This is a genomic window from Acidithiobacillus sp. M4-SHS-6, from assembly GCF_047421495.1.
Taxonomy (GTDB): Bacteria; Pseudomonadota; Gammaproteobacteria; order Acidithiobacillales; family Acidithiobacillaceae; genus Acidithiobacillus.
Genome location: NZ_CP175559.1, coordinates 941,326 through 967,511, shown reverse-complemented (window position 1 = coordinate 967,511; position 26,186 = coordinate 941,326). Strand labels below are relative to the sequence as shown.

Sequence of the window (26,186 nt, the reverse complement as noted above, 5' to 3'; positions counted from 1 at the left end):
CCTGTTCAGACCTTTCTGGGATGGGTTTCCTGGACCGCGAAGGCAATCCATAAACCCGACAAGGCGACAATGCCGGCCGTCACCCAGATGGCCGGGAGGATCTCGTCACTCCACTGGGCGACCAGTCCCAGCAAGAGCCCACCGATGGCATATCCGGTATCCCGCCAGTAGCGGTAGACCCCGAGAATGCGGCCGCGCTCCAGGGGCGGAGCGGTATCGGACATGGCCGTCACCAGATTGGGATAGAGCAATGCCATGCCCAGGCCCATGATGAGCGCAGCGATAAGCCACCCTCCAAAGCCCTGCACCAGTGCCGTCATCACCAATCCTGCCGAGAGCAGAAAAAAGCCGCAGACAATGGGGAGCTTGCGCCCAATGCGATCCGCCAGATGCCCCGTCCAGAGCTGCGAAAGTCCCCAGACAGCCCCGTAGGTTCCGGTAATCCAGCCGATGGCCACCACTCCCAAGGCATGCTGCAGAAAGTAGAGCGGAAACAGTACCCAGACCAGGGTGTCCGCCACCTTGTTGGCAACCCCGGCCTGACAAAGGGCGCGATAGCGTGGGTTTTGGAAGGAGACGGCGATGAAGCTGCGCCACCAGGGAACCTTGGTAGCTGGGGCTGTACCAGGGTGGGCGTCATGCTCGGCCCGTACCCAGGCGATGGTATCCTGCACCCGCAAGCACAGGAACAGGGCCAGGGCGATCACCGTCAGACCAAAACCCAGCAAGGCCCAGCGCGGGCCATAGGCAACCGCCAGATAGCCCGTGGCCAGACCGGCCAAACCCATGCCCACATAACCGGCGGCTTCATTGATGCCTACGGCAAGGCCGCGTTGGCGGCTGCCCGCCAGATCGATCTGGCTGGTTACCGTCATGGTCCAGGTGAAGGCCTGATTGATGCCGAGAAAGACGTTGGCGGCGATGATCCACCACCAGTTGGGCGAAAAAAAGATCAGCAGGGGGATAGGGATGCCAGCCACCCAGCCCAGCAACAGTACCTGCTTGCGGCCCATGTCATCGGAGAGGGTACCGGCCACCAGATTGAGGGCACCCTTGACCAGGCCGAAGGAAATCACGAAGCTGGCGAGAAACAGGAATTCGCCCTTGCGTACCCCGAAATCGTGGGCCAGACTGGGGAGCACCGTGCGTTCCATGCCGAGCACCAGACCGACAAACAAAACCTGCGCGGTTTGCAGCAGAAACTGACCGCGATTCCGGGCAATGCCCCGTTGATAGCGCGCAGCGGGTGCCGTGGCGGAAGTCATGACGATTCCTTGCGCAAAGGAACCACTGCGGCCAGCTTTTGCCGACTGGCAACCGTCAGATCCATTTGTTCGAGGATCAGGTGTCGCACGATTTCACAGGTCTGCAGTACTTCGGGGCTGGTGAGGCGGTAATGACAGAAGGTGCCACACTTGTCGCAGTGCACCAGGCCGCGTGCCTTCAGAATGCTCAAATGCTGAGAGACATTGGCCTTGGACAAACCGGTCAGCTCGGTCAATTCCCCGGCCGTATGTTGCCCTTCTCCCAGATAATGGATGATCTCCAGGCGCTTGGGATGGGCCAGGGCGGCGAAAACCTCGGCAAACAGGGCGAAGCGTACCGTATCCGCGCTCATGCTGCCGCGCCCAGATTGGCCGCCACGATACGGTCCATCTCGGCGGGCCGCTCAGGGATATTGGCCGTGAGTTCGCGGATGAAGGCGTCCCGGTCGGTCATGGACAGATAGGGGTCCCAGCGCTTCTCGAAGCCAATGGTGGAGGAGGGTTTGCCCGACAGCCCCGCACCGCAGACACTGCCCGCCCCATGGCCGGGGAAGATCTCCAGATCGTCGGGCAAGGTGAGCAGCTTGGCATGGATGCTGTCGAAGATCCGGCCCGCCATTTCCTCCGCTGTCCCCCCTAAATCGGGCCGGCCGACACCGCTGACGAAGAGCGTGTCGCCGGTCAGCACGAACCAGGGGTCGCTACTGCGCCGCAGGTCGCTGACCAACAGGCAGATACTATCGGGGGTGTGGCCGGGGGTATGCAGGACCTTGGTGATGACATTGCCCGTTTCCAATACCTCGCCGTCCCGCAAGCCGCGGATGGGGAAATGCACCTTGTCGGTATCGCTCTCGTGCATGCAGTAGAGGGCACCGGTCCGTTCCGCCAGTTTCCGACCGCCAGACAAATGGTCGGCATGGATGTGGGTGTCGATCACGAAGCTGATCTTCACGGCAGCCTTTTGCGCCTCTTCCATAAACCATGCCTCGTCACCGGCGACCACATCCACCGCCACCGCCAAACCCTTCCCACCACAACCATAAAAATAGGACAAGGTCCCGTCGGCACTGCTCCGTTGCTTGAAAAACATGGGGGTCACCTCGTATTCATAAGTTAATGAATTATGCAACTATAAGTTTAGTCAGCCTGCCTCCCTTGTCAATCCAAAATTGCTATCAGACCGACAACAACCTGACCCGGAAAGTCTCCCTGACCGATAGCAGCTGGATTGCGGCGAACAAAGGCTGGGTCGCCGGCAGTGTCAACCTGCTCCTCGCGCACTGGCTGGGCAGCGCGTTCCCGCTCCTGCCGGATGCCATGGCCGCCATGATTCTGGGTTTTTTGCCTACGGGGTCAGTCTGGCCCTGTTTGTACTCGGGTTGCGCTATCTGGGCAGCGCCCGCACCGGGGCCTATTTTTCCAGCGCGTCCTTTTTGGGCGCGATGCTCAGCGTCATTCTTGGTGCCCCCGTCACGCCCCTGCTACTGGTTGCGGCGACACTGATGGCCTGGGGTATCTGGCTGCATCTGGAAGAGGGAGATGGTGTCCCGCCTGTACCCTTCTGGGGATCAGAACCTGCTCCCTCCGCAAACGATAACCTGGGAATATTACGGATCAGTGCGGCGCACGCACCGACCTCTTTTGCAGCCGCCGATCCAGCCAGGCATAGAGCGCCGGCATCACCAGCAGGACCAGGGGAATTTCCGCCAGCAATCCGGAAATGATGGCGATGGCCAAGGGTGCCTGCATCTGCGCCCCGGCCCCCAAACCCAAAGCCAATGGCAAGAGGGCCAGGATGGCGATGATGGCGGTCATGAGCACCGGCCGCAGCCGCACCCTCCCCGCCCGCACCAACTCATGGGGCTCGGCCGAGCGGGCTTCCGCGAAAAAGAAGATCGCCGTTTCCGTCACGATACCGACGATCATGGTCATGCCGATCATTGCCGTGATGTTGCGCTCCGTGCCCGTCAGCCACAGGCCGACAAAAACACTTCCCAGGGCCAGGAGAGACGTCGCCAGAATGCTCAGCACCACCGTAAATCGCTCGTAGAGAAAGAGGAGCAACACCGTCACCAACAGAATGGCCGCCAGGAGTACCAGCGCCAGTTCGCGCATGGATCGTTGTTGTTCGCGGTACAGTCCGCCATACTGCAGGTAGACGCCCTGGGGTAGCCGCAGATGGGCCAGCCGCCCCTTGACCTCACCCATGACCGTGCTCATGGCCCGACCCTCGATCCGGGCCGTCACCGCGACCATGGGCTTGAGATTTTCCGAATGGAGTTCGGCCTGGCCGGATTGTCGGCGGATTTCCGCCACCTGCCCCAGGGCCAGATAATGCCCATCGGGCGCAATGATGGGGAGTTGCCGCAGGCGCCGGATGGCATCCCATTGAGCGCGCGGAGCGCGAACCCGCACCCCGATCATTTCCTGACCTTGGGGGATCCGGCTGACCACTCGCCCCGCCATCAAGGTTTGCAACTGGCGGGTCACCTCTGCGGGGGTCATTCCCGCGAGGGCCGCTTTTACCGGGTCCACATGGATGTCCACCGCATCTCCGGCAATGGTGATGCCATCAAAGACCTCCACCACCCCCGGGACCTGGCCGATTTGTGCGGCCACCTGGCGGGCCAGCTTTTGCAGGGTCCGATCGTTGGCGCCAAAGATCTTGACTTCGATGGGTTGGGGCACCGCCGTCAAATCACCGATGAGATCTTCCATGAGCTGTCCCGTTTCCACTCGCAGCCCCGGAACCTGGTCATGGATCTGCTGACGAACGGTCTGCATCACCTGCCAGATGGATTGCTGTCGCTGAGTCTTGAGACGGATGAAAAAATCCCCGGTATTGGCCTCGGTGATGCCACCGCCCAACTGGAGGCCAGTGCGCCGCGAATAGCTGGCCACATCCCGATTCTTCGCCAGAATCTGCTGTACCTGGTCCAGCAAGCGATCGGTTTCCGCCAGGGAGGTACCGGGGGCAGCGGTGTAATCCAGCACGAAACCGCCCTCATCCATGGCCGGCATGAAGCCACTCCCCACCTGGGTATAGGACCAGCCGCCCACAAACAGAAAGCCCAGCACGATCCCCAATAAAAACCAGGGATGTTGCAGGAGCTTATCCAGGTGATTTCCATACCAACGACTGAACCAGGATAGGAAACGCCCCTCATGTTCGGCCTTCTCGGCGTCCTGTGGACGCAGGAACAGATCGGCCAGCAGGGGGACGGCCAGATAGGCCACCAGAAAAGAAACCAGGAGCGCTGCGGCAATGGAAATGGCCAAGGCCTGGAAAAAGGCGCCGGTCACACCCGACAAAAACGCCAGAGGCAGAAAAATGATGATGGTGGCCGCCGATGACCCTGCCAGGGGTTTACTCATTTCCAGGGCGGAGTGCAGAATCACGCTCGGCTCACCCTCATCCGACTCACCCTCATCGGGCTTTTGGGTGAGACGACGCATGATGTGTTCGAGCATCACCACGGCATCATCCACCACCAGGCCCACCGCCGCCGCCATGCCGCCCAGGGTCATGATATTGAAGCTCTGATGCAGCACATAGAGCACCAGGACACTGGCCAGAAGCACGCTGGGCAAGACCAGCGCGACGATGAAGGTCAGTCGCAGATTGCGCAAAAATACCAGGAGCACCACCGCCGCCAGGGCGGCACCGATGAAAATCGCATCGCGCACGCTGGAAGCTGCCGCCGTAATCAACTGGCTCTGATCATACCAGACGCTCAGTTTGACCCCAGGCGGAATACGGCTGGCATCCTGGCGCAACAAGGCGCGGATGGCGTGATCGATGGCCACCGTATTGGCCCCTATCTGCTGCTTGATGTTCACCAGCACGGCGTTTTTGCCGTTGGCTGTCACCGTGGTCCACTGGGGTGCGGTTCCCACCCGGATATGGGCCACGTCGGCCAGGTCCACGACCCCGGCGGTGCCCGTCTTGAGGACGATGTGACGGATGTCCTGGACATTTTTCAGCGGACTTTCGCTCAGAATCTGATACAGACGATAATGGCGCTGTAAACGCCCCACGGCAGTAATGATGTTCCCGTTACTCAACGCCTTTTCCACGGCGGCAAGGGTCAAGCCATAACTCTGCAGACGCATGGGGTCCACGACCACCTGATATTCCTCGCGCGCCCCGCCCTGCACGTCCACCTGCGCCACCCCATGAATGGCCAGCAACAGGGGGCGCAGGTCATATTCGGCATAGCGGCGCAGGGCGACCGCATCCAGGCGATCCGAAGTCAGGGACAGCCCCAGCACTGGAAATACCGTCGGGTCCATCCTGCGGGCCGTAAAACGGGTGCCGGGTGGCAGGGCGGGCAAGACCTTGTTGACGGCGGACTCCGCCTGCAAGAGGGCTTCCGTCATGTTGCTGCCCCAGGCGAACTGTACCGAAACCTCCGTGGCCCCGCGCGCCGTGGTCGACCGAATGCGCTGCACGCCGGGGACTGCCCGCAAGGCTTGCTCCAAGGGTCGGGTCACCGCAATTTCCGTTTGGGGAATGGGCATATTGCCGGAATCCGCAGACACGACGATGCGCGGGAAAACCACGTTGGGGAAGAGCGCCACCGGCATTTTCGTGGCGGACAGGAGTCCCGCCACCACCAGCACGAAGAGCAAAACCAGCAGGGAGCGACGATGTTGTAAGAGCCAGGCACCCATCAGGACTGCCCTGCCATCCGCAGGGCCATGCCGGGTTTCAGCTCGTAATTGCCGAGACTCACCACCACATCCCCGGGCTGCAATCCCTTTGTGACCGCGATCCAGCCACCCTGCTGCCAACCCGTTTTCACCCAGCGTTTTTGGGCCTTGCCGCCCACGTCCACAAAACAGTAAGACTTACCGTCCTGCTGCAGGACTGCCGAATCGGGGACGGCCAGGACCTCTTGGCGATGCAGGATGATCTCCGCCCGGAGCATGGCTCCCGGCAGCAAATCCGGCCGGGCGGGCAAGGGCACCACTACTTGTGCCAGGCGCGTTTGCGGGTCGATCTGGCTGTAAATCTGGGTGATTTTCCCCTGGACCTCGGTCCCCCCATATACCGGGCGCAGCAGCACCGAATCGCCCGCCTGTATGCGCGCCAAATCATCCGGCTCCACACCCAACAAGACGCGCAGGGCGCTTCCCGTGCTCAGACTGAGCAAAGGCTGCCCGGCGGCGATCAGGTCACCTTGATGGACATGGACAATCGTTACCACCCCGTTGATGGGGGAAATCACCTGGCCTTTTTGCAATGGCCGCAGACGCAGCAGGATGTCCTGCAGTACCGCGCGGGCCTGGGCCAGGGATTGATCGGCGCTTTGCAGCTGGCTATTGGTCGCCAGTTGCCGCTGCCGCAGGCTGGCCACCCGTTGCTGGTCGGCCAGGGCGAATTTCAGCGCGATTTCCGCCTGTTTCCGTTGCAGTTGATCGCTGACCGATGGCTGCACCTGCAGCAGGGGTTGCCCTTGCCTGACCCGCTGCCCCGCAGCCACCAGCACCTGACTGACCAGGGTTTCGGCGGGGAGCACGATGGTTCTGCCATCTTCGGGCGCAAACTCCACCGTACCGTAGACCCGCAAGTGATCGGCCATGGACATCATCCGTACCGGAGTGGTTTTCACCAAGGCGGAAACCTCGGCTACGGCGGCTCCCCCGAGCAGCCCATACAGAAAACACCCCCATATCAGTATCTTCCAGACTGGAAATCTTTTATTCATTTCTGCTTCTCCCAATCTGCAACCGGTAAACCGACGGCCAGTTCCAGGGCCGCCTGCCGGGTGGCAAGGGATTCCTGCAAAGCCTGCAACTGCAAGCGCTTGGCCAGGGACTGACTGCGCACGGTTTCATAATCCAGCAGGGTCACATCATGTTCGCTGGCCGCCCTGCGCAGGCGGCTTTCGGCCTGCTCCAGTTTCGGCACTTGTTGCTGCAGGGGTTGGATTTCTTGCGACAAGCGGTGGAGATCCTGCACCAGTCGAAAAATATCGGCGCGGGTTTGAAAGAGTCGGGCGCTGTAGGCTTCCCGCAGCTGGGTGCGGGTCGCCTCGGCTTGCGCAATGGCACCGCGATTGCGATTCCAGAGGGGAATATCCAGGCTCAGACTGGGGCTGTAAGTCTGCACATTGGAGGTATCGGCGGCCTTGCCGAAACCGATGGTGAAGCCGGGATATTGGCCGAGAATGGCCCGCCGCACCCTGGCCTCCTGGGCCTGATATCCGGCCCGTAGCGCCACCAGATCGAGTCGATGGCGCTCCGCCAGGGCCAGCAAGCTTGCCGCATCGGGACATTGGGTCCAGAGTCGCGGAGGCCGAACCTGAATCACCATGCCCGGCGGTAGGCCGATGGATGCATCGAGCTTCTGCCGGGTCGCCGTCACCTGGCGACGCAAAGCCAGGGCCCGATCCTGACTATCCAGCCAGGCGATTTGTCGCAAGGTGCTGGTGCTGATGGTGCTGTCACCCAGGCGCAGGTTTTCGGCGGAAATCTGATACCATTTCCCGGCCGTTTTCGCCGCTGCCGCCGCGACGGCTTCCTGTTCCTGCAGATAATAGAGTTGGCGGGCGAGCACGCGCGTATTGCCCGCTTGCATCCACTCCTGCCAGGCCACCTGATAGTGCACGGATTTTTGTTGGGCACGGGCAATATCCAGATTGGCGGAACGGGTGAACAGGCTGGCGAGGCTCCAGCTCAGCCCCATGCTGTAGGCCTGGTAATATCCGGCCCCCACATTACTGGGGAAATCCGCACTGAGGGACAACTGGGGATCGGGCAGCAACCCCGCCGCAAATACCTGGGCCTGGGCAACCCCGAGCTGGGCGCGCATGGCCCGCAACTGTGGATTGAGCAGCACCGTCATTACCCCAAGGGTCCTACCGGAAAATGGCCCCTGCAGATTCACTGGCTGCACATGGGGATGTAGCCGCGCCAAAGCCGCCGCCATTTCCCGATGTACTTCCTGCGCAGAGGCCAGACGATCAGACAAGGGGGCGGGCCGATAATGGGCACAACCGGCCAGCAGCAACAGAAAACTGCCCAAGATGACCGGCCAACATCGGAACCTCATGAACCTGACACTCCCATGGTTTAGGCGAGACTCAGCGGGTTCAGACTCAGCCATTTTCTGAGTGACTGACCTGTTTTTGTCGATAACTGAAATGCAATCCGGAGCGATCCAGTCGGGGGCGCAGGGAAACCTGTCCACCCAACTGATCGGCAATGGTGCGGACAATACTTAAACCCAATCCACTGCCCGCTTCTTCCGTACCGGGGATACGGTAAAAAGGCTCCCATATGCGTTCCGACTCTGCCCTGGGAATACCTGGACCGCTGTCCAACACTTCCAGGAGTGCATCACCGCCCTCACTCCGGACACTGACCGTCACTTCGGAATGTTCAGGACTGTAGCGCAAGGCATTATCCACAACGTTGCGTAACAAGCTGTACAAAGCGGCAGGACTGCCTTGCACCCATATTGGGTGTGGAGCATCCAGGCCAAAATCGATTTTTTTGCGATCTGCCAATGGATACAGATCTTCCAGCACTTGTCGGGCAATGCCCAACAGATTTACGGCTTCAGAGCCAGGAGAAGCCGCCTGCTGCCGGGCCAAACCCAGCAATTGCTCGAGCAGATGGGCAAAACGCTCCAGACCTTTTTGTAGAGGCTGTAAACGCTGTTGATATTCCAGGAGGGAGCCCGCCCGACCCAGATTCTGCACCTGCAGGGATAATGCGGTTAACGGTGTGCGCAGTTCATGGGCAGCATCGGCGATAAAGCGACGTTCCTGCTCCAGCAACATGCGAATCCTTTCCAGCAGCCGATTGATGGCTTGTATAAAGGGAGCGATTTCTGTCGGCACCTCTTCCATGCTCAATGGCTCAGGACGGTCAGGGTTTTGCCGATCCAGGGCCTGAGCCAGATTCTGGATCGGTGCCAAAGACCGCCGGACAATCATCCGTGAAAAAAGCATCAATAAAGGCACCAGAAACAACAAGGGTAAAAAGGTCCAGCGGGCACTGGCAAATGCGGCATCACTGCGCACATCCGTAGACTGCGCCACCGCCAAGGCCAGATCTGGTCCCTGCCGCCGCACAAAAATGCGCCAATCCTGGCCATGAACCGTCACCGTGTGAAAACCCGCTGACAACTGCGGGGGGAGTTTCAAGGGTGCATCGCTCCCATGGCAGTGCATGGGGCATAAGGGCTCCACGATGATTCGCGCATCCGGGTCTTCATCCACCGGACTTTGGTCATCATGATAGGCACTCTGCCAAAGTTGCGGGGGCACCAATGCCGCAATCTGCTGCAAGGAAGCATCCTGATATTCCTGGGCTTCATTCAGGGCCAGGAAGAAGGATGCCAGCCCGGCTAATATCCCCATACAGACGATGGCCACGCTCAAACCAATATGCAAACGTCTCTGCAAAGAATGCTTCATGACTGACGCGGAACCATCCAGCCGGCGCCACGCACATTCTTGATGACTTCAGCGCCCAGTTTCTTGCGCAGACCATGGATCAGAAAATCGATGCTGTTACTCTCGACGCCCTCATTCCAGCCGTACAGACGTTCCTCCAGTTGGGTACGGCTGAGTACCGCGCCGGGGCGTAACAATAATGCCTGTAATAAGGCAAACTCCCGATGAGTCAAAAGCACGCAGGTCTCATGGACCTGCGCAATATGCGTACTCAAATCCAGCTTTAGAAAGCCGTTTTCCAGCATCGGGGAGCCCTGTCCACCCTGACGACGGATAATGGCCCGCAGACGAGCCAGCAACTCATCCATGGCAAATGGCTTGACCAGATAATCATCGGCTCCCAGATCCAGCCCTTCGATCCGGTCCGCCAAGGCATCACGGGCAGAAATAATAATGGCCGGTATGGCGTTACCAGCGGCTCTGAGATGTTGCAGCAAAGTGCAACCATCCATTTTTGGTAAACCCAAATCCAGCAGGATGACCTGATGTTCCTGATTGGCAATGGCCCGCAGCGCTGTTTCACCATCACGCACCCAATCCACGGCATAGGCGGCATCCTTGAGAGCAACTGAAATCGCCTCAGCAACCATTTGATCGTCTTCCACCAGAAGAATACGCATTGTTGAGTGATAAACTCCCTGCGAAGCAAACGATTACCCGCTCCAGGGAGCGGGTTCACCAGATCAGGGCAAGTCCCTGATCAATCCGCGTGGTCGCCTTCCAGGGAGTTCTCCAGAATGGCTCCGGTCCTGGCATCTATGCCCACTTCATGGCTGACATGCCCGTTTCTGATCACAAAAGAATAGCGCAACCCACTGCCGCCTTTCTCTTTTTCCAGCTCCTGATCGGTAATTTTTCCTGGGTAAACCCGCAAAGCCGTTACACGCGCCTGCTCGATACTGATTTTTGCCTCGCCGGCCAACTGCTGACCGGTAAAGGCGTAAGCCCCGAAAGCAGACAAAAACAAAACTCCTCCCAGAACCCCAACAACCATCCTTTTAGATACACTCATGACATCGCTCCTGTTTCATGCGTTGAGAAACGGACGGAGCCGTTTGGCCCATCCGTTTATGCATGGTATCTACCCAGGATTAGCGCAGAATTAGGGAATGAATTCCGCAATATCCGTGGAGTACGCAAGGCATGCAGAAAAGCCATGGCGATGTGGCCCCATCAGTGAGCCCAAACCAGATTGGCCATCAGCGTATGTGCCAGATGGCTTTCATGTCCAGCTCACTCATCAGCCGAATGGGAATGAAATGTCCATGGGCGTGGGTCGGGAGCCACCATTCCCCATCAATAATCAGTGCATGAACATGCAGGTCATCAACCAGCGCCGGCGTCTGGGGAACATGGAAATCTGAGAGGCCTTATATGTACCACTGTCACATGCTGGAGCATGAAGACAATGGCATGATGGGACCATTTACGCTGAGAGCTGATGCGGCGCAACCTTAAGCCTCTCCGGCACCCCTGCGCAGGGCGCGCGGCGTGAAATACACCCATGCCGCCAGAAACAGGAAGGCGATGATATAAATATTGGTCGTGCCCAGCACATCGCCCTTGTTGGCGGTACTGCCGGGCAGATAGGGCGCGCCCCAGCCCTCGGCGGTGGTCCAGACTCCGAAGCTGTAGGCAATGCCTACCGGAATGATCCAGCGCAAGCCCCGCCCGATGAGCAGGAAAAAGGCAATGATGCTTTCCATGATGGCGGCAACATAGCCAAAAAGCACCGGCCCAACCAAGTTGATGATGGCAATCACCAAAGAGATATAAGCGGCAATCCAGGCGGGCTCCCCGGGCAGTGCCTGCTGCAGATAGGTCACCGCATTGTGCAGAAAATACGGTTGCCACTTCCAGAAGGCATCAAAAGCCCAGAGCAGGCCGAAAAGAATCCGCGCCGTGTGCATGGCCGGAGCGTACAGGGGCTTGTGGGGCGATTGGCTCAGGCTCAACCCCTCCCAGCTTCGGGACCAGATGACATAGAGAAAACAGAGGGCGTAGATGATGGCCGTACCCGGATCCGTGGCTCCCTGGGTATAAGGCCCACCAAAACCACCCACGGTGCTCCAGAGCCAAAGATTATACAGGGCTCCCACCCAGGCCAGAAAAGGCAAGCCCAGACCGGTGAGCAACGATATTGCCAGAATGGCATCCAGGCCCACGGTAGCATATGCCACGGCTTGTGGGCCAATCTGCTGCACCAGCATCGCCATCCAGTGACCATAGGCCATTACCCAGTCCGGCTGACCACTGGCCCAGTCGGCATTGAAACTGCCCAGAAAATGGGCCACATAAGCCGGGTTGAACTGCAAGCAGGTATTGATCAGCCAGATCAGGCCGAAGAGGATGCGAACGGCGCCAAAAGCCCGGCGGCGCTTCTGCTCCAGAGAAAGAGGGGATGACATGATATCTCGAATTCCTGACACAAGATCAGGAAACATTCTTGACCATAATGGCGCAAAGGTCAAAAAAAGAATAATCGCCAACAAGAATCATGATAAGCTAAAGGTGCCTGCCATTTGTTATCTCCGTTAATAATCGCTATTTTTATACGTTGATCATTTACTGGATGCATTCCCTGCTCATGAAAATTCTGGTCATTGAAGATGAATCCAAAACCGCCGCCTTTCTCAAAAAAGGGTTCAGTGAGGAAGGGCACGTCGTAGACCTGGCCAATAACGGTGTGGACGGTCAACATCTGGCAGAGACCGGCGAATATGAGATGATCATTCTCGACCTGATGCTACCGCAACGGGATGGCTGGTGGGTCCTGGGGGAAATCCGCAAACACCGTCCGGATCAGGCGGTGATTTTGTTGACGGCTCTGGATGCCGTGGACCAGCGCGTGGAAGGCTTGCGTCAGGGGGCGGACGATTATCTGGTAAAACCCTTTGCTTTTTCCGAACTATTGGCCCGGATGCAGAGCATTCTGCGGCGCAGCAATATCCGCACGGATGAAGTGCTGCATTACGCCGATCTGGAGATGGATCTTCTGCGCCACAAGATCTGGAGAGCGGCCACGCCCATTCAACTGGCACCCCAGGAGTTTCGCCTGCTGGCCTACCTCCTGCGCTTTCCCGGCGAAGTGCTGACCCGCACCCGCATTGCCGAACAGGTTTGGGATATGCATTTTGAAAGTGATAGTAATGTCGTGGACGTCGCCATCCGCCGACTCCGCCGAAAAGTCGATGATCCCTTTCCAGACAAGCTGATCCATACTTTACGCGGAGTGGGCTATGTTCTTGAACTCCGTCACTAAATGGTCATTGCAGTCCATGGCCCTGCGCCTGACGCTGTGGTATGCGCTGCTGAGTACCCTCTTGATAACGCTGGCAGGGGGCGCCCTGTACTGGATTCTGGCCGAACAACTCCGCCAGGCAGACAGTCAGATTCTGGTCAGCAAAATCCACGCCGTGCAAACGGCGCTTCACAACGCCAGGGACCACTACGCAGATCTCCGCCACGAAACCCAACTGGAAGCCAGCACGATCCGGGGCGTTTATATCTGGGTAACACGCCCCCAGCAGGGAATCATTGTCCGTAGCCGCACTTTCAACCCGTTACTCGACAGCCATAAACCGTTCAATCGCAAGCCGCAGGGCTTCAAAACCCAACAGTGGCATTGGAAAGTCAAAAAACACGAGCATTTTCAAGTGATGGCGCAACGTATTGCCGGCACTCCAGCCAGTACCATTTATGTGGCCATGCGCATCAGTGAACGAGAGCATTTTCTGGCCTTTTATCGCTATGCGCTGGCAATATCCATCCTTTTGGCCTTGAGCATGGCGGTTCTGGGTGGATACTGGATTGCCAGACATGGCCTGCGCCCAGTCCATCAATTGGCGACTATCGTGGATGAACTGAGTGCCAGTGAATTGCATCGGCGTATTGCCGGTGAACATTGGCCCAGCGAACTGGCGACACTGACCAGAAAATTTGATCACCTGCTGGAACGCCTGGAAAACGCCTTTGCCAGAATCTCCCGATTCTCGGCGGACATTGCCCATGAGTTGCGCACGCCTATTCATATTCTGCGTGGCGAGGGGGAGCTGACCCTTTCCAGAACCCGGAACATCGAGGAGTATCAGGCTTGTATCGCCTCTGCCATGGAGGAATATGCCCGCTTGTCGCAAATGGTGGATGCATTGCTGTTTTTGGCCCGCGCCGAACAAGATCAACAGGTCCTGGAGAAAAAGCGGTTAAACGCCCATCAGGAGGTCGCTTCCATCTGTGCTTTTTATCAGGCCATGGCCGATGAACAAGAAATCAGCCTGCACAATGACGTGGAAGCATCCGTCGTCGCCAATTCCGAGCTCCTGCGGCGGGCGCTGAGCAATCTTTTGAGTAACGCCCTTGGCCATACGCCGGCTGGTGGCAGCATCCGGATTCACAGCGCCCGAACCCGAGAGCGGCTGCAACTGATCGTCAGTGACAACGGAACAGGCATCAGTGCCGAGGCGCTCGATCGGGTGTTTGATCGCTTTTACAGTGAAGATGCAGCCCGCATGCGCCGTGGGCAAGGAACGGGATTGGGATTGGCCATTGTGCGCTCCATCATGCAATTACACGGCGGAGAAGTAGCGCTGAAAAGCACGCTTGGGAGCGGTACCATGGCCATTCTCTCTTTTCCAATAATTCACCTGTATCCAGACAAATACTCCATAAGATGACGATTTGGTCATCTTGTCGTCATCTTCCAGACAGATACTTATGTCATCATGATTGAATGATCTTGCCAATTCCATGGATTTTTTGAAATCGAGAAAATATGTTGGTTCTGATACGCTCTATCCCATTTACTGTCAGAAAATCGCTGCTCGCCGCAAGCATCAGTCTTGTCCCCCTTGTTGCCCATGCCGATCCACTCAGTCTTGACCAGGCTATTGCCAGTGCCCTGCACAGTCAGGCCAGCATTCAGGTGGCCCGGCATCAACTGGAGGCACAAAAAAATCTGAGCCAAGCGGCTCAGGCCCAAATGCTGCCGGCTCTTTCCCTGAATGCCGCCACCATCTGGACCCAGTCCCGGGCCGGCCAACCCGTTTTTGTGGCAGCCAACGGCGCACGGGAAATGTTGGGACAAATCCGCCTCGACATTCCCATTTATGCCCCGCAAACCCGAGCACTCAGCAAACTGGCCAAGGATCAGGTGCAGATGGAAAATTATCGTCTGCAGCAAACCCGCCTGGCGGTTGCTGCAGCTGTCACCATGAGCTACTTCAAACTGGCGGAAATGGATAACACCATTGCCATCTGGAAAAGCGCACTCGTTGCTGCCCAGCAAATCTATCGAACGACCAAAGCAGGATTCGCCATCGGCACCCGTTCCCGCCTGGCATTGAATCAGGCCGAACTGAACGTGCTGCGTATGCACAGCCAACTGACACAAACCCAAATCCTGCGTAAAGCCATGCGGCGCGTTCTGGCTTTGCAAACCGGGTTGGGACGACAACTCCCGGCTCTGACCAACATGACTCCACCGCTGCAGCCCTTGCCAGATTTATCCGAAATCCAGCAGCAGGCCCTGCACGCACAACCCTTGCTCAGCGTGGCAGAGGCCCAGATCAAGGCGGCTCGGGCTCAATTACAATTTCGCCGGGGAGCCCGCTTGCCCGTGTTGGGTGCCCATGCAGCCTACGGAGTGGATAGCGCGGTCATCCCCCATAGTGGTCAACTGGGCTGGCAGGTGGCCCTGAGCATGCAGATGCCCCTTTTTGGCTTTGGTCGGAACCGTGACCAGATTGCCGCGGCACAACAACAGATGGCTGCCTTGCAAGCGGCCAAATCTGCCCTGGAGATGCAGATTCGCAGCCGCCTGGTGCAGGATCTGGGTACGGCCCAGGCAGCCACTATTGCCCTCAAAAATGCCGGAAAAATCGCAGACAGGGCAGATGCCGTGTATCAGATGACCCGCAAAGGATATCTGGCCGGCGCGGAAAGCGCGCTAGCCTTGCAACAGGCGCAAACCGCCTGGATTCAGGCCCGGTTGCAAGACACTGACGCCATGATTCGTGCGCGCTTGAGCCGAGCACAACTCGCTCTGGACAGCGGCCGCTTACCCGGACAAGGACCATTCGCATGACATTTTTCTACTGGAAACCTCTTGGCAGGAAAAGCCCGGCTATCTCCGGGATAGGGCCATCCCACCCTTTGCCCCTTTTTTCGGGAATACTCCTCCTGTTGCTGCTGGGCACTGCCTGGGGATCCCCTTTGTCGGTACAAACCGCAACCGTCCATGTCAGTGCTGCTCTCCGGCAAAACACCCTGCTGGCCAAGGTGGAAAGCAACGGTAATGTCACCTTGACGGCACCGGTGACAGGCCGCGTCTTCGGTCCCTTGCTGGCCGATGGCCCGGTGACACAAGGCGCCATCATTGCCCGGATTGCATCACCTGGATTACAAAGCAGCATCCAGAGTGCCCAGGAACAGCGGGCTTTTGCTCTGGAACAATATCTGCGCGATCAGAAACTCTATCAGGATGGCGTCATTGCGCGACAAAATGTCACCAGCAGCCGCCTGGCCCTCAATATGGCACGATCGAGGCTGCGCATCTTGCAGGCGCAGGCAGCGCAACAAACCCTCAGCGCGCCCTTTGCAGGCAGCCTGCATTATCTGGTTCCGGCAGGCGCGGTGGTCACCATGGGGACAGCCATTGCCACCCTGGCGGGTCGCGGAAATCCATGGGCGCAAGCCTATGTGACTCCATCGCTGGCTCGCCATCTGCGCCCTGGTAGTACCGTCATTCTGCGCGGTACGGATTGGCATGGCTCGGGGCGGGTTCGCTCCATAGGACAAAGCGCCCAGCACCTGGGACTGGTTTCTGTCTATATCGACCTGCCAGCCCATAGTCCGGCCTTACCAGGAGAATGGCTAGAAGCCACCTTACAGCAGTCCAAAGGCAAGGCTTATCAGATACCTGCCGAAGCCGTGGTCATGCACGCCGCGCACATCGAGGTGTTTGTGCTGCGTCAGGGGAAAGCCATGGCAGTGCCCATCCATATTATCGCCAACCAGAACGGGCAGAGTTGGGTGGAGGGCGACCTGAAGGCGGGAGAGCGAGTCATCATTAGTGCCAATGATCGTTTGGTCAGTGGTACTCCGGTAAAAGAGCAACAGCCATGAAAGGCTATCTGCTTTTTCTCTGGAACAATCGCTTCAGCATCCTATTGAGCGCAGTCCTGTTGCTGGGTGCAGGCTGGTTTGCCCTGCAGAATCTCCCGGAGAGCGTGTTTCCCAACGTCAATTTCCCGCGCGTTGCTGTCCTGGTCAACGATGGCAGCCTGCCCGTCAAGTTCATGGAAGTGGAGATCACCAAGCCTCTGGAAGCCCTGGCAAAAGGTCAGCCTGGGGTGCGCATGGTCCGCTCACAAACCGGCAATGGCCTGAGCAAGCTTAATATTTATTTTGAACCCGGCACCAATCCACAGACCGCATACCTGATGCTCCAGGCCCGCCTCGCCCAGTACCGCCTGCCCGTTGGCGCACGACTCCGGGTGATCCGCATGGCCCCTTACACTTATCCATTCGCTCAATATGCGCTGGTTTCCAATCGGTTGAGCAGTTCGGCGATGATGCCCACCTTTGCGTTCAAGCTGCGTCCGGCCCTGCTCTCGATTCCCGGGGTCTATCAGGTTCAGGAAACCAGCCGCGGTTGGCCACAGGTACAGGTGCATCTGGATCCTGCGCGACTGGCGCAATATCATCTCAGCGCCCAACAGGTCATAGCTGCCTTGCAAGCCGCCCAGGGTCCATTTTTTTCAGGAGTTCTTCAGGCCTATCATCAACAATTGATCCTTGCCACCACGCCCCGGCCCGAGAATGCCCTGGCGCTGGCTGCCTTGACTTTGCCTCTGGGACCGGCCGACGCTTCCGGCGCCCGCACGCCTCTGGCGTTGGGCACCCTGGGGGAGATCCATACCGGCCCCCCGCCACTGCTCAAAGAAGCCGCCGTGCCTGGCTATCAGCATGCCCTGATCATCGATGTGCTCGCCCAATCCGGCACCAATGACGTCAGCGTCGCCCATGCGGTGCATGCCCGTCTGGACCGTTTACGCCAACATCTGCCGCAGGGTGTGCATCTGGTACCCATTTATGACCTCAGCCATCTGATCAGTCATAGTCTGCGCGACGTCTGGATCGCTCTAGGGCTTGGCAGCTTGATTGCCTGGCTGGTGATTTTTGCCTTTTTGGGACGTCTGGACGGCGCCCTGGCCACCGTGTTGGTCGTTCCTCTGGCCCTGGCGGCCACTTTTCTGGTCCTGCATAACCTCGGATACGGCCTGAATATCATGACCCTGGGCGGTTTGACCGCCGCCATAGGCGCCCTGGTGGACCACGCCATCGTCGTCATCGAACGTGGATTGCATGGTCTGCAAGGCCCACCCGCCACCCGTCGCCAGTCGGCCCTGCGTCGCAGTGCCAGCATTTTACCGGTGATGAGTCTCGCCACCCTCACCTCCTGCCTGGTGTTCCTGCCCCTGTTATTCCTGTCTGGGACATTGGGGCTTTTATTCCGTCATATGGCACTGGCTATTGTGATTGCCTTGCTGGCCTCCCAACTGGTGGCTCTACTGGTTACCCCCATCCTGACGGCATGGCTGGCGGGCTGGAGCATATCGCCCTCCCGAAAATTGCAGCATAGTGAACGTTGGCTTCGACGACACTACAGCCGATGGCTGATTGCAGGAATGCGGCGCCCCTACTGGTCCATTCTGCCCATCCTCCTGCTTACCGGTACCGCATGGCTGGTCATCACGGTCCTGCCGACGGCTTTTCTGCCGCGCTGGGATGAAGGCATCATTTCCGTGCCCTATCGGACCCAGGTGGGCAGCAGTGTCGCCGAAACCACCCGAATCGGTCGGTCCTTCATGCAGGTAGCCCTGCGCAATCCCAATGTGCAAAGCGCCTCTCTCGTAGTGGGCCGCGGCTTTGAATTTCGCCATGCGCCCGCCAACAAGGGGGCCATCACCATCGTTCTCAAGCCGGATCATCACGACAGCACGGAAGCGGTGATGGCCCATTTACGCCGGCAATTCCACAGGATGGCTCCCAATCTGATCGGTCTCTCCCTGCATCAGACCATGATCGTCCGCCTGGGAAACCTCTCGGGAGCCCATGCCCCCCTGGTCGTTTATCTGTTTGGTTCCAGCTCCAGTGCCCTGCGCAGTGAAGGAAAGCGACTGGCTGTGGCGCTAAAAAACAGTCATGACTTTGCATCCGTCAACTTCAAGTCGCCATCAGCCGGCCCGGAAATGAACATCACACCCAGTCCCATGGCAACGCTCTATGGTATCACCCCAGCGGCCATCGCCGATCAGCTCAAAACCCGATTCTGGGGAAGACAGGCGGGATTCCTGCTGCATGGCGAACAGATTTTGCCTATCCGCGTCACATTGGCGGGGCAAGCACAAACGCCGCAATCCTTGTCGGTACTACCCATCCAGCTACCCGACGGCGAAATGACCGCCCTCTCCAGCATTGCTTCCTTGCATGTGCAGGGCGCCGTCCCCTTTGTGACGCACCAGAATCTGGTCCCCGATGCCTATATGTGGCTGGAACCCAAATCCGGTGAGGGATTGGCCCAGGCCGCCAGTCAAGCGCGAAAAATCATCGCCCAGATGCATCTGCCCAGCAATATCACTCCGGTACTGGGGGGATACTATCGGCAGCAGCGCCAGAGTTTTCAGCAAATGGCACTGATTTTGGCGGGCGCGCTGGGGCTATTGCTGGTTTTGCTGGGATTTCAGTTCAGCAGCCAACGGGCTGCACTGGCAGCCCTCCTGTCCATCGCCCTGGCAGCACCCGGTTCTCTCCTTTTGCTTTGGCTGTGTGGTCTGGATCTCGACAGTACGGCTTTTCTCGGCGTGTTGCTGGTTTTTGCCATTGCCGTCAACAATGTCATCCTCATTTTTGCACGCGCCCGCCAGATAGGTGGCACCCATCCTCGTCCGGCCCTGGTCGCCCTGGCTGCCCGACAGCGTTTACGCCCTATTCTGATGACCATGCTGGCCGATGTTTTTGGCTTTCTGCCCCTGGCCATAGGTATTGGTCATGGAACAGACCTGTTAAAACCTCTGGCCATTGCCGTCATGGGTGGACTGCTGCTTTCCATATTCATGTCTTTGTGGCTGGCACCCGTGCTTTACTCTGCGATGATGAAAAAAAATCTGCTGCGTAATTGGGAGTTACGCACGAAATAAGTCATCAGACCAGGAAATAGCTCAATAACGACAGGCAAACAAACAGTACCAGGCCATAAAATCCATAGAGTTTATGGTGGGGATGATACGCTCCCTGATCCACCTGCTTTACCGTGAGGAGGAACCCCCAAAGTCCGATCGCAATATTGAACACACCCAACATCAGAAAAATGACATCCATCCCGGAGAAGCTGGCCTGCAGGGTGATGACCCGATGCATCATCAGCGCCAGCTTGGTGAGAAAGAAGTCAAATTTTTCCATCACAAACCCGAAAATCACAATACTGATACCTGCTCTGATCCAGGACAGAAAAGTACGTTCTGCCGAAAAATATATGCGCGGATCCTGAATTTCTTTGCTGGTGACCGGAGCACCATGATTGATATAGCGCAGATCGCGCACAAAAAAATAAAACACCATGAACAACAAAACCAGTACCGGCCAGGTCAACAGTCGATATAAGTCCTGAAAAAAAGGCACCAGCCCATAAAAATGCAAGGCTGTCAGAAGCAAGGTCATTTTTTTGGATAAAATGCCCGTACCAAAAGCAATAAACAGAAACTTCAGATAGGCCAGATACGTTCTTTCCATGCTCAGGTAGAGCCGGGGCTCGCGGACGCTCGGCAGTTTTTTTAACAGCAGCATGCTAAGGAGCCAATTGTGCTGGTTGGGCTCTGCTCATGATGCCATCATGGATTATGGAGCGGCCGGAGGCACTTTATTACCAAACTGACGCATATACACGCGCATGGTTTTATCTGCCACTGACTCCCGAATCGCCAGATAGAACACCGCCAACGCCAGGACCGCCAAGGCCCCCATACTCGGGAAAAAAGCCAATATCCCCTGACCGCCAAGATCTTTGGGACCGATCCAGCTGAACACCCATAAGCCTAAAAAGTAGGGGAATATCCACCACATGTATTGCCATCCCATTTCCGCCCAGCGACCTTTTCTAAAAATACCTGTGATAGCATAAATAGCCAGCAAAACAAACAGGGTAATGAAAATGAAATTCAGCGTTCTCAAGCCCGACCAGTAAACAATCCAGGTGGACACGACAAAAGCCAGTGGCGCCAAAACCGGTGCGCCCCACAAACGGAATGGACGCTCCAGATTAGGCATGGCTTTGCGGATCTGAATCAGTGCAATGGGTCCAATGGCATAAGAAAGCACGGTCATGGAGGCAATATATCCCACCATTTTCTGCCAGGAGGGGAATGGCAGGAAAAATATAATACCCACCAGAAACAACACGATCAGGGTTACCCAGGGAACCCCATGACGATTGATTTTGTTGAACGACAGGGGGGCAGCCCCCGTCTCGGCTGTAGCCAGGGTAACACGCGCCGCCGTGGTAGTATAAATCAAACCCGTACCTGCCGGGGAAATAAAAGCATCCACATAAAGCAGTGTGGCCAGCCAGCCAATACCCACTGCTGTCGCCAATGCCGCAAAAGGGCCATTGATCCCTTGAAAATGCAGGTTAGGCCAGCCATCCCTGGCCAGATCCGCCGGATTCACAGCGCCCAAAAAAGCCACCTGCACGGCAATATATACGGCCGAGGCAATCAGTACCGAGCCGATGACCGCGATAGGAACATCCCGCTTGGGATTTTTGCTTTCCCCTGCCAAATCTATGGCATGCCGAAAGCCCAATAGACTGAAAATCACTCCCCCACTGGCGATGGCAATAAACATCCCATGTACGTCGCTCAGGGTATTGTACACACGCATATGAAAATTGCCTGGATGCCATGCTACGAAAATCAGCATGAGAGCAGTCAGCAGCGGAATGCCGATTTTCCACCAGGTAGCGGCGTTATTGATCTTGAGCACCCAGCCGATCATCATGAAGTTGGTGACCACAAATAGTCCCAACATGATAACGGCGACAAGAAAACCAAATCCGCTTAATAAATCACTGTGCGGTTGCAACAATCCCGGATAATAATTGTTGGCATAAGTCAGCACCGCAGTTACTTCCAAGGGTGCAATGGAGGCGTAGGAAAGAAACAATATCCAGCTCCACATGTGCCCCACAATGGGGCCGTTACCGACATGCGCCAGATGCACCACTGCCCCCGCGCGTGGGATCATCGGTGCCAGCTCGGCAAATACCAGGGCCAGCAAGAGGATAGCGGCCGCGCCCAGCACCCACGAACCTATTGCCAGAGGGCCGGCCATTTTTGCTGTAAACAAGGGACCGAACAACCATCCAGAACCTATGGATGCACCGACACACGCCAGTATCAGCCCGACCAGCCCTCCTTCCCGTTTCAGCGTATTGTTACCGGAATCATTGGATGGACCGGATACAGGCATGGATATGACCTCCCTAAAAAATTACCACAAACACCCAGAAAATTTCTCGGAAGTCTTGCACTGTTATTTATTTTTTTGTATTGTTATCTCATAGATATATGAGATTGTCAATTATCAAACAAAATAGCAACACAAAATAATCAAAAAAATAAATAAATAAAATTATTTATGTGCGGAAGATTATGCGCATCAATGCCAATATAATGGCCGAAAAAATGACCAAAAAGCACCACAGGAAACAAGTACAAGCAAGAAATGCTGCTGCCAGAGGATTTTGGAGGCTGGGCCCGGAATCGAACCGGGGTACGCGGCTTTGCAGGCCGCTGCATGACCACTCTGCCACCCAGCCTTAAAAGAAAAGGGAAAGCGTGAGACTTTCCCTCGGTATTGGAGCGGGAAACGAGGCTCGAACTCGCGACCCCAACCTTGGCAAGGTTGTGCTCTACCACTGAGCTATTCCCGCATGAGCGCAAAGATAAAGGGATCAACTTTCCTTGTCAAGGTCAACGCCATGGACCATCAGACTGGGCCAGGCAGCACGCAGATAACCCAGCATGCTCCACAGGGTCATGAAAGCCGCGATGACCAGGAGGGCGATGCCCAGAACCCGCGCCGAAATACCCAGCAATGGCTCCCGATATACCAGCAACAATATGGCCAGCATCTGGGTCGTAGCCTTGGCCTTTCCCAACCAGGAAACAGCCACTTTTTTGCGCTCACCCAGCTCTGCCATCCATTCCCGCAGGGCAGACACCGTAATCTCCCGGCCCACGATCACGCTGATCAGAATGCCGGCCAACAAGGGTGTCATTTCCCGCGAAGAAGCAATCAGTATCAGGGCCGTCACCACCATGATCTTGTCAGCCACCGGATCGAGGAAGGTCCCAAATGGAGACACCCCTTGATAGCGACGCGCCAGATAGCCGTCTGCCCAGTCAGTAATGGCGGCAATGGCGAAAACAGCGGTTGCGGCATAAGTGCGCGCTTCACCTCCCCAGTAAAACAAGGCCACAAAAATGGGCACCAGCAGAATGCGGAGAATGGTCAGATAATTAGGTAAACGCTTTATCACAGTCCGCTGGCTTCCTTAATGAAAATGTTCGTAAATGCGTTGGGCCAATTCCTGATGAATCCCCCCCACTCTTTGCAGGTCTTCCAGACCTGCATTCCGAATGCCCTTCAGCCCACCAAAAGCACGCAACAAGGCAATGCGTCGCTTGGGGCCAATACCGTCAATATGGTCGAGCTCGGAATCCTGCCGGGTTTTGGCGCGTCTTGCGCGATGCCCGGTAATCGCAAACCGATGGGCCTCATCCCGGATTTCCTGAATCACCAACAGGGCTGGATCATCCGGCGACAACTGTCGCGCGTCAGCACAGCCAGGAACATGCAGCAGCTCCATGCCCGGCCGCCGGGTCGTGCCTTTGGAAACTCCGCAGAGCTGAATCTGGTCAATTTCCAGCATGGCCAGCGCGGCCTCGGCACGGGCCAACTGTCCCGGTCCACCGTCTATCAGGACGATTTCTGGCAGGGCCAATCCCTCTTTTTTCAGACAGCCGTAGCGACGGTAAACCGCTTGCTCGATAGCCGCATAATCATCTCCGCCAGTGACATTGCGAATGTTGAAACGGCGATAGGCCTCTTTCATGGCTCCATCTTCACCGAAAACCACACAGGAAGCTACCGCCGCCTCACCACGCGTATGACTGATATCAAAACATTCCACTCTCTGGGGCAGTTCAGGGAGTTCAAAAAATTCCTGCAGCAACAACATTCTTCTCCGCCCTGCGCTGGCTTGCTGGCCACGCTGACGCAAGGCACTCAAGGCATTGGTATGCGCCATGGCCATCCAGCGCTTACGCGGCCCCCGCTGCGGTGCATCCATCACGACCCGATGTCCTGCCTGGGAAATCAAGGCCTCGGTGATGGCTGCGCTGTTCCGGGGCAGCACATTGACCAGGAGATTCCCCGGAATAGTCTTATTATTATAGAACTGCATGAGGAAACCTGCCATGACATCCGGTCCGCGCAGGTCTTCGGCATGCTGTGGAAACAAGGAGATGCCGCCCAGTTGCCGCCCGTTACGAATAAAACTGATGAAAATCACCCATTGTCCATTTTCCTGGAGTAACGCGATCACATCAAAATCGCCGCCACCAGCCTGTGCCACATACTGGCGTTCCTGAATTTTCGACAGGGCGGCAATCTGATCCCGCCGCCGGGCGGCTTCCTCGAAATCCAGATGCTCTGCGGCTTTCTGCATCCGCTCTCCGAGATTGCGGATGGCCTCATCGCTACGACCCTCCAGGAATCGAATGGTATCGCTCACATCCCGCGCGTAATCTTCAGGAAGGATATGCCCGACACAGGGACCGCTGCAGCGCTGGATCTGGTATTGCAGACAGGCCCGGCTGCGATTGCGAAAGGTATGTTCTTCGCAGGTACGCAACCGAAAGGCTTTTTGCAGTAACACCATACTTTCACGCAATGCGGTCACGGCTGGATATGGGCCGAAATAATGTCCTTTTTTCTTTTGTGTGCCACGGTGCAGACGCATGGGCGGGAAAGGCCCACCCGACTCGATCAACAAGTACGGATAACTTTTATCATCGCGCAGCAAAATATTATAGGGCGGATGATGGCGCTTGATGAGGTTGGCCTCCAGCACCAGGGCCTCGGTTTCCGTGTGGGTGACCAACACCTCGACACGCTGCACCTGCGCCAGCATGGCCAGGGTTTTGGGACTATGACGCTGCTTCTGGAAATACGAACTCACCCGGCGTTTCAGATTGCGGGCCTTGCCCACATAGAGTAAACGCCTGCCCTTGCCATACATCTGATAAATGCCGGGGTGACTGGTCAAGGTACGCAAAAACCTTGGCAAGTCAAAAGGTTCTTCTGAATCCAACAGCTGGTGAGCCGGTTTTTCAGGAAGATATTGCATCATCATACGCGCACTTATTTTACGCCCGCCGCCTGCGCATCCAGTCGCCGCAAATATTCCCAGGTAAAAATCCCGGTACTGTGACCATCACTGAAATGAATCTGGATGGCATAATTGCCTACCGGCAGCACGTCCACAATGCTCACCTCCTCCTTGCCCGTAATCACCTGCGCTTCATCGGGCGTATGTCCCTTGCACTCTGCACAGGGGCACTCCACCCGCAGATGCTCGAAGGAAAGTTGACTGGTATGGCCATCGGCCCAGTCGATTTCCATGATCCGGCTGATCATCAAGGGACGAATTTCCAGGGGCTGGGTATGGGCGTCAGACATGTAAAACCTCGCAAGGACCGGTCTGGTCATCAATAAACCTCTAGGGTACAATTCACGCCCTCTAAAGGGAATGCCTACAAGGATGATGGTATGAAGATTTCCGCCTTTGATATTCGCCCAGGCAATATTCTGGAGCACGAAAAGGGGCTTTGGCGTGTACTCAAAACCGATTTTGTGAAGCCTGGCAAGGGCGGGGCTTTCGTCCAGGTCGAAATGAAAAACATCGAGACCGGCACCAAATCCAATACCCGCTTCCGCTCTGGTGAAACCGTGGAAAAAGCGGTGGTGGAAGCCAGAACCATGCAGTATCTGTATGCCGATGCTACCGGCTATGTATTCATGGATAACGAAAGTTTCGAACAATCCATTCTGAGTGAAGATCTTCTGGAAGGGCAAACCGGTTATCTTTTGCCCAACACCGAAATCCAGGTCAACCTGCACAATGATCGCCCCATTGGAGTGGAGTTACCGTCGGTCGTGGTGCTTGAAGTGTCCGAAGCGGATCCGGCCATCAAGGGCCAGACTGCCACGGGTTCCTACAAGTCCGCGCGCATGGAAACGGGCATTACGGTGATGGTGCCGCAGTTTGTCAATTCCGGAGAAAAAATCCGGGTCAATACCAGCGATGGCACCTATATAGATAGAGCCTGAA

General features: G+C 56.9%; 23 protein-coding genes and 2 tRNA genes. 8 read left to right on the top strand and 17 right to left on the bottom strand.

What is annotated here, in order from left to right; genetic code table 11:
• Positions 1 to 5: 5 nt before the first annotated feature.
• From ACJU26_RS05010 to ACJU26_RS05000, 3 genes are read right to left on the bottom strand one after another with little or no spacing between them, the layout of a single operon-like run.
• Positions 6 to 1,265, bottom strand: coding sequence for an MFS transporter (locus tag ACJU26_RS05010; RefSeq protein ID WP_414040750.1), 1,260 nt, complete (start codon positions 1,263 to 1,265; stop codon positions 6 to 8).
• Positions 1,262 to 1,618, bottom strand: coding sequence for an ArsR/SmtB family transcription factor (locus ACJU26_RS05005; protein WP_414040749.1), 357 nt, complete (start codon positions 1,616 to 1,618; stop codon positions 1,262 to 1,264). The genes ACJU26_RS05010 and ACJU26_RS05005 overlap by 4 nt, the downstream gene beginning before the upstream one ends.
• Positions 1,615 to 2,355, bottom strand: coding sequence for an MBL fold metallo-hydrolase (locus ACJU26_RS05000; protein ID WP_414041426.1), 741 nt, complete (start codon positions 2,353 to 2,355; stop codon positions 1,615 to 1,617). The genes ACJU26_RS05005 and ACJU26_RS05000 overlap by 4 nt, the downstream gene beginning before the upstream one ends.
• A gap of 65 nt (positions 2,356 to 2,420) precedes the next feature.
• Between ACJU26_RS05000 and ACJU26_RS04995 the strand changes: the two genes are divergently transcribed.
• Positions 2,421 to 2,768, top strand: coding sequence for a hypothetical protein (locus tag ACJU26_RS04995; protein WP_414041425.1), 348 nt, complete (start codon positions 2,421 to 2,423; stop codon positions 2,766 to 2,768).
• Positions 2,769 to 2,879: 111 nt separating this feature from the next.
• Here ACJU26_RS04995 and ACJU26_RS04990 read toward each other — a convergent pair whose 3' ends face one another.
• The 6 genes from ACJU26_RS04990 to ACJU26_RS04965 all read right to left on the bottom strand — a co-directional run bounded on the left by ACJU26_RS04990 (position 2,880) and on the right by ACJU26_RS04965 (position 10,745).
• Positions 2,880 to 5,939, bottom strand: coding sequence for an efflux RND transporter permease subunit (locus tag ACJU26_RS04990; protein ID WP_414041424.1), 3,060 nt, complete (start codon positions 5,937 to 5,939; stop codon positions 2,880 to 2,882).
• Entirely contained in the window at positions 5,939 to 6,976 is a 1,038-nt protein-coding gene (locus tag ACJU26_RS04985; RefSeq protein WP_414041423.1) for an efflux RND transporter periplasmic adaptor subunit, read from the bottom strand. The genes ACJU26_RS04990 and ACJU26_RS04985 overlap by 1 nt, the downstream gene beginning before the upstream one ends.
• Positions 6,973 to 8,322: a TolC family protein gene (locus tag ACJU26_RS04980; RefSeq protein WP_414041422.1), complete on the bottom strand. Its 1,350-nt coding sequence runs from the start codon at positions 8,320 to 8,322 to the stop codon at positions 6,973 to 6,975. Before ACJU26_RS04980 ends, ACJU26_RS04985 begins: the two co-directional genes overlap by 4 nt.
• 46 nt (positions 8,323 to 8,368) lie before the next feature.
• Entirely contained in the window at positions 8,369 to 9,694 is a 1,326-nt protein-coding gene (locus ACJU26_RS04975) for an ATP-binding protein (RefSeq protein ID WP_414041421.1), read from the bottom strand.
• A complete protein-coding gene (locus ACJU26_RS04970) occupies positions 9,691 to 10,353 on the bottom strand; it encodes a response regulator transcription factor (protein ID WP_414041420.1) in 663 nt (220 codons plus the stop codon). The genes ACJU26_RS04975 and ACJU26_RS04970 overlap by 4 nt, the downstream gene beginning before the upstream one ends.
• 80 nt (positions 10,354 to 10,433) lie before the next feature.
• On the bottom strand, positions 10,434 to 10,745 hold the full coding sequence (locus ACJU26_RS04965) for a PepSY domain-containing protein (protein ID WP_414041419.1): 312 nt from the start codon (positions 10,743 to 10,745) through the stop codon (positions 10,434 to 10,436).
• 362 nt (positions 10,746 to 11,107) lie between these two features.
• On the opposite strand from ACJU26_RS04965, the gene ACJU26_RS04960 reads away from it, so the two are divergent.
• Positions 11,108 to 11,191, top strand: a complete 84-nt coding sequence (locus tag ACJU26_RS04960; RefSeq protein WP_414041930.1) for a multicopper oxidase domain-containing protein — start codon at positions 11,108 to 11,110, stop codon at positions 11,189 to 11,191.
• Here ACJU26_RS04960 and ACJU26_RS04955 read toward each other — a convergent pair.
• A complete protein-coding gene (locus ACJU26_RS04955; RefSeq protein ID WP_414041418.1) occupies positions 11,188 to 12,141 on the bottom strand; it encodes a hypothetical protein in 954 nt (317 codons plus the stop codon). The two genes, ACJU26_RS04960 and ACJU26_RS04955, sit on opposite strands and share 4 nt — an antisense overlap.
• Before the next feature lie 179 nt (positions 12,142 to 12,320).
• Between ACJU26_RS04955 and ACJU26_RS04950 the strand changes: the two genes are divergently transcribed.
• The 5 genes from ACJU26_RS04950 (at position 12,321) to ACJU26_RS04930 (ending at position 19,932) form a co-directional block, all read left to right on the top strand.
• Entirely contained in the window at positions 12,321 to 12,995 is a 675-nt protein-coding gene (locus ACJU26_RS04950) for a heavy metal response regulator transcription factor (RefSeq protein ID WP_414041417.1), read from the top strand.
• Positions 12,973 to 14,406 (top strand): heavy metal sensor histidine kinase, encoded by a 1,434-nt coding sequence (locus tag ACJU26_RS04945; protein ID WP_414041416.1) that lies wholly within the window; start codon positions 12,973 to 12,975, stop codon positions 14,404 to 14,406. Before ACJU26_RS04950 ends, ACJU26_RS04945 begins: the two co-directional genes overlap by 23 nt.
• Positions 14,407 to 14,504: 98 nt before the next feature.
• The gene (locus tag ACJU26_RS04940; protein ID WP_414041415.1) at positions 14,505 to 15,815 is read left to right on the top strand and encodes a TolC family protein; all 1,311 of its coding nucleotides are present in this window, start codon (positions 14,505 to 14,507) and stop codon (positions 15,813 to 15,815) included.
• Positions 15,812 to 16,855, top strand: a complete 1,044-nt coding sequence (locus ACJU26_RS04935) for an efflux RND transporter periplasmic adaptor subunit (protein ID WP_414041414.1) — start codon at positions 15,812 to 15,814, stop codon at positions 16,853 to 16,855. The genes ACJU26_RS04940 and ACJU26_RS04935 overlap by 4 nt, the downstream gene beginning before the upstream one ends.
• A complete protein-coding gene (locus tag ACJU26_RS04930) occupies positions 16,852 to 19,932 on the top strand; it encodes an efflux RND transporter permease subunit (RefSeq protein ID WP_414041413.1) in 3,081 nt (1,026 codons plus the stop codon). The genes ACJU26_RS04935 and ACJU26_RS04930 overlap by 4 nt, the downstream gene beginning before the upstream one ends.
• Positions 19,933 to 19,936: 4 nt before the next feature.
• Here ACJU26_RS04930 and ACJU26_RS04925 read toward each other — a convergent pair whose 3' ends face one another.
• The 7 genes from ACJU26_RS04925 to ACJU26_RS04895 all read right to left on the bottom strand — a co-directional run bounded on the left by ACJU26_RS04925 (position 19,937) and on the right by ACJU26_RS04895 (position 25,534).
• A complete protein-coding gene (locus ACJU26_RS04925; RefSeq protein WP_414041412.1) occupies positions 19,937 to 20,578 on the bottom strand; it encodes a YidH family protein in 642 nt (213 codons plus the stop codon).
• A 51-nt stretch (positions 20,579 to 20,629) separates the two neighbouring features.
• Complete coding sequence (locus ACJU26_RS04920; RefSeq protein WP_414041411.1) at positions 20,630 to 22,258, bottom strand: APC family permease; 1,629 nt, start codon at positions 22,256 to 22,258, stop codon at positions 20,630 to 20,632.
• 275 nt (positions 22,259 to 22,533) lie between these two features.
• Positions 22,534 to 22,607, bottom strand: a tRNA-Cys gene (locus ACJU26_RS04915).
• Between the two features lie 39 nt (positions 22,608 to 22,646).
• Positions 22,647 to 22,721, bottom strand: a tRNA-Gly gene (locus ACJU26_RS04910).
• A 21-nt stretch (positions 22,722 to 22,742) separates the two neighbouring features.
• Positions 22,743 to 23,330 carry a CDP-diacylglycerol--glycerol-3-phosphate 3-phosphatidyltransferase gene (gene pgsA / locus ACJU26_RS04905; protein WP_414041410.1) on the bottom strand — a complete coding sequence of 196 codons (588 nt, stop codon included), beginning with the start codon at positions 23,328 to 23,330 and terminating at the stop codon, positions 22,743 to 22,745.
• Between the two features lie 15 nt (positions 23,331 to 23,345).
• Positions 23,346 to 25,202: an excinuclease ABC subunit UvrC gene (gene uvrC, locus ACJU26_RS04900; protein WP_414041929.1), complete on the bottom strand. Its 1,857-nt coding sequence runs from the start codon at positions 25,200 to 25,202 to the stop codon at positions 23,346 to 23,348.
• 14 nt (positions 25,203 to 25,216) lie between these two features.
• Complete coding sequence (locus ACJU26_RS04895) at positions 25,217 to 25,534, bottom strand: gamma-butyrobetaine hydroxylase-like domain-containing protein (protein ID WP_414041409.1); 318 nt, start codon at positions 25,532 to 25,534, stop codon at positions 25,217 to 25,219.
• Between the two features lie 90 nt (positions 25,535 to 25,624).
• Here ACJU26_RS04895 and efp point away from each other — a divergent pair, with 90 nt between their 5' ends.
• Positions 25,625 to 26,185, top strand: coding sequence for an elongation factor P (gene efp / locus ACJU26_RS04890; protein WP_414041408.1), 561 nt, complete (start codon positions 25,625 to 25,627; stop codon positions 26,183 to 26,185).
• Position 26,186 lies beyond the last annotated feature (1 nt).

Coding starts and splice junctions, on each gene's coding strand:
- ACJU26_RS05010 (WP_414040750.1), bottom strand. CDS start 1,265: ATGACTTCCGCCACGGCACCCGCTGCGCGCTATCAACGGGGCATTGCC.
- ACJU26_RS05005 (WP_414040749.1), bottom strand. CDS start 1,618: ATGAGCGCGGATACGGTACGCTTCGCCCTGTTTGCCGAGGTTTTCGCC.
- ACJU26_RS05000 (WP_414041426.1), bottom strand. CDS start 2,355: ATGTTTTTCAAGCAACGGAGCAGTGCCGACGGGACCTTGTCCTATTTT.
- ACJU26_RS04990 (WP_414041424.1), bottom strand. CDS start 5,939: ATGGGTGCCTGGCTCTTACAACATCGTCGCTCCCTGCTGGTTTTGCTC.
- ACJU26_RS04985 (WP_414041423.1), bottom strand. CDS start 6,976: ATGAATAAAAGATTTCCAGTCTGGAAGATACTGATATGGGGGTGTTTT.
- ACJU26_RS04980 (WP_414041422.1), bottom strand. CDS start 8,322: ATGAGGTTCCGATGTTGGCCGGTCATCTTGGGCAGTTTTCTGTTGCTG.
- ACJU26_RS04975 (WP_414041421.1), bottom strand. CDS start 9,694: ATGAAGCATTCTTTGCAGAGACGTTTGCATATTGGTTTGAGCGTGGCC.
- ACJU26_RS04970 (WP_414041420.1), bottom strand. CDS start 10,353: ATGCGTATTCTTCTGGTGGAAGACGATCAAATGGTTGCTGAGGCGATT.
- ACJU26_RS04965 (WP_414041419.1), bottom strand. CDS start 10,745: ATGAGTGTATCTAAAAGGATGGTTGTTGGGGTTCTGGGAGGAGTTTTG.
- ACJU26_RS04960 (WP_414041930.1), top strand. CDS start 11,108: ATGTACCACTGTCACATGCTGGAGCATGAAGACAATGGCATGATGGGA.
- ACJU26_RS04955 (WP_414041418.1), bottom strand. CDS start 12,141: ATGTCATCCCCTCTTTCTCTGGAGCAGAAGCGCCGCCGGGCTTTTGGC.
- ACJU26_RS04950 (WP_414041417.1), top strand. CDS start 12,321: ATGAAAATTCTGGTCATTGAAGATGAATCCAAAACCGCCGCCTTTCTC.
- ACJU26_RS04945 (WP_414041416.1), top strand. CDS start 12,973: ATGTTCTTGAACTCCGTCACTAAATGGTCATTGCAGTCCATGGCCCTG.
- ACJU26_RS04940 (WP_414041415.1), top strand. CDS start 14,505: ATGTTGGTTCTGATACGCTCTATCCCATTTACTGTCAGAAAATCGCTG.
- ACJU26_RS04935 (WP_414041414.1), top strand. CDS start 15,812: ATGACATTTTTCTACTGGAAACCTCTTGGCAGGAAAAGCCCGGCTATC.
- ACJU26_RS04930 (WP_414041413.1), top strand. CDS start 16,852: ATGAAAGGCTATCTGCTTTTTCTCTGGAACAATCGCTTCAGCATCCTA.
- ACJU26_RS04925 (WP_414041412.1), bottom strand. CDS start 20,578: ATGCTGCTGTTAAAAAAACTGCCGAGCGTCCGCGAGCCCCGGCTCTAC.
- ACJU26_RS04920 (WP_414041411.1), bottom strand. CDS start 22,258: ATGCCTGTATCCGGTCCATCCAATGATTCCGGTAACAATACGCTGAAA.
- uvrC (WP_414041929.1), bottom strand. CDS start 25,202: ATGCAATATCTTCCTGAAAAACCGGCTCACCAGCTGTTGGATTCAGAA.
- ACJU26_RS04895 (WP_414041409.1), bottom strand. CDS start 25,534: ATGTCTGACGCCCATACCCAGCCCCTGGAAATTCGTCCCTTGATGATC.
- efp (WP_414041408.1), top strand. CDS start 25,625: ATGAAGATTTCCGCCTTTGATATTCGCCCAGGCAATATTCTGGAGCAC.